Here is a 1,961-nt window from a genome sequence, read left to right on the forward strand (position 1 = left end):
GACGGGCGCCGCCTGGTGTTTGCGCTATCCTCTTGGTCGGCAGCGTCGGATGTGTATAAGAGCCATGCCCCCATCCGTCGGCGTCGTCCTCCCGACGCACAACCGGCCGGAGCTGCTGCGCCGCGCGCTGGAGTCGGTCCTCGCGCAGGACTACGAAGGCGAACTGCGCGCCATCGTCGTCTTCGACCGCGCCGAGCCGGACATGTCGCTCGCGGCCGACGAACGCGTCGAGGCCATCGCCAACACCCGGGAGCCGGGCCTCGCCGGTGCCCGCAACTCCGGCATTCTCGCCCTGGACACCGACCTCGTCGCGTTCTGCGACGACGACGACCAGTGGCTGCCCGGCAAGCTCGCCGCGCAGGTGAAGGCCCTCGAAGGGGAGCCGGACGCGGTGCTGTGCAGCGCGGGCATCCTGATCGACTTCGACGGGCGCGAGCTGCCCCGGCTGGCCGGAACCGGACGCGTCACCTACGACGCGCTGATCCGCGACCGGATGATGAGCGTCCACTCGTCCACCTACGTGGCGCGCCGCGAGCCGCTCATCGAGATCGGCATGGTGGACGAGACGATCCCCGGCAGCCAGGGCGAGGACTGGGACCTCGCGCTGCGCGCCGCCCGCCGCCACCCGGTGGTGAACGTCGACGAGCCGTACGTCCGCGTCCTGTGGGGGCTGTCGTCGTACTACGCGCAGGCGTGGGAGACGAAGGTGGCGGCGCTGGAGTGGTTCCTGGAGCACTACCCGGAGATCGGGACGGAACCGGGCGCCGCCGGACGCGTCTACGGCCAGCTCGCGTTCGGCTGCGCGACGGTCGGCCGCCGCAAGGACGCGCTCCGCTGGTCGGCGCGCGCCATCAAGGCCAACCCCACCGAGCGCCGCGTCCCGTTCGCGCTGGCGGTCGCGTCCGGTGTGGTGTCCGGGAAACGCGTCCTGCTCGCCCTGCACACCCGGGGCCGCGGCATCTGACGCGACCCGTACCGATTCCCGGGCTTTCGCCACCTTTCCCCACGTCGCGCCGGTACTGTCATTGCCCGTCGCAGTGCTAGAAGGAGCCTCTCCGTGAACATCTCTTCCCGCCGCATCGTCGCGTCCGGGACGCTGGCGCTGGCCATGGCGCCCGCGCTCGCCCTGACCGCCACGCCCGCGTTCGCGGGCGCCGACCTCGACGCGGTCGCCGAGGGCATCACCGAGAGCGGCTACTACGTCGACTCGCACGCCAAGTACTACCAGTCGGACGGGGCGCAGGAGCTGCTCCGCACCGCGCAGGGCCGGTCCGTGCCGGTGTTCATCGCGATCCTCCCGGCCGGGGACGACGCGGGGCAGGTCCTGCAGCAGCTGCCCGGCCTGATGAAGCGCAAGGGCACGTACGTGGTGCTCGCCGGGAACGAGCTGAAGGCGAAGTCCAACACGCTGCCGGACGCCCAGGTGAAGTCGGTCTACACCAAGGCCGTGAAGGGCAGCGGCGGCAAGCCCGACCTGGCGCTGCTGAAGTTCGTCCAGACGCTGCCGGAGTCGAAGTACGCGCCGCCGAAGCCCGGCAAGCCCGGCAACAACGGCAAGCCCGCGCCGGAGTCGACGAAGCAGAAGCAGGAACAGCAGGAGCAGGAGGAGAAGACGCTCGCCCAGCAGCAGCCGACCGCGCCGGCCGCCGGCTACGAGCCGGTGAAGAAGGACGACGGCGGCTCGATGACGCCGTACCTGCTGGGCGGCGGCGGACTGGTCGTGGTCGTGGTCGCGGCCGCCCAGCAGCCGGGTTCCTGCTGTGGCGCCGCCGTTCGGCGACCCCGGCGCCCCGTTCGTGCGCCCTCGTCCGCAGAGCGGCATGGCATCGGGATCGCGCCCGTCCGGCTTTCGCCACCCATCCCCGTCCGTGTGGCTCTCCGGTCGTCTGCCCCCGGCGCGCTCACGCCGGTTCGCGCGACTCCACCTGCGCCTCGCCTCCGGCCTGCCACGTCCCCTCCCC

General features: G+C 72.0%; 2 protein-coding genes. Both read left to right on the forward strand.

The window, feature by feature from the left end; genetic code table 11:
• Nucleotides 1-64 precede the first annotated feature (64 nt).
• On the forward strand, nucleotides 65-964 hold the full coding sequence (locus tag HUX53_RS35020; protein ID WP_176407570.1) for a glycosyltransferase family A protein: 900 nt from the start codon (nucleotides 65-67) through the stop codon (nucleotides 962-964).
• A 93-nt stretch (nucleotides 965-1,057) separates the two neighbouring features.
• Nucleotides 1,058-1,961 (forward strand): hypothetical protein (locus HUX53_RS35025; RefSeq protein ID WP_217920273.1); only part of this gene is annotated, 904 nt, incomplete at its 3' end.

Source organism: Actinomadura sp. BRA 177 (genome assembly GCF_013372625.1).
GTDB lineage: Bacteria > Actinomycetota > Actinomycetes > Streptosporangiales > Streptosporangiaceae > Spirillospora.

Coding starts and splice junctions, on each gene's coding strand:
- HUX53_RS35020 (WP_176407570.1), top strand. CDS start 65: ATGCCCCCATCCGTCGGCGTCGTCCTCCCGACGCACAACCGGCCGGAG.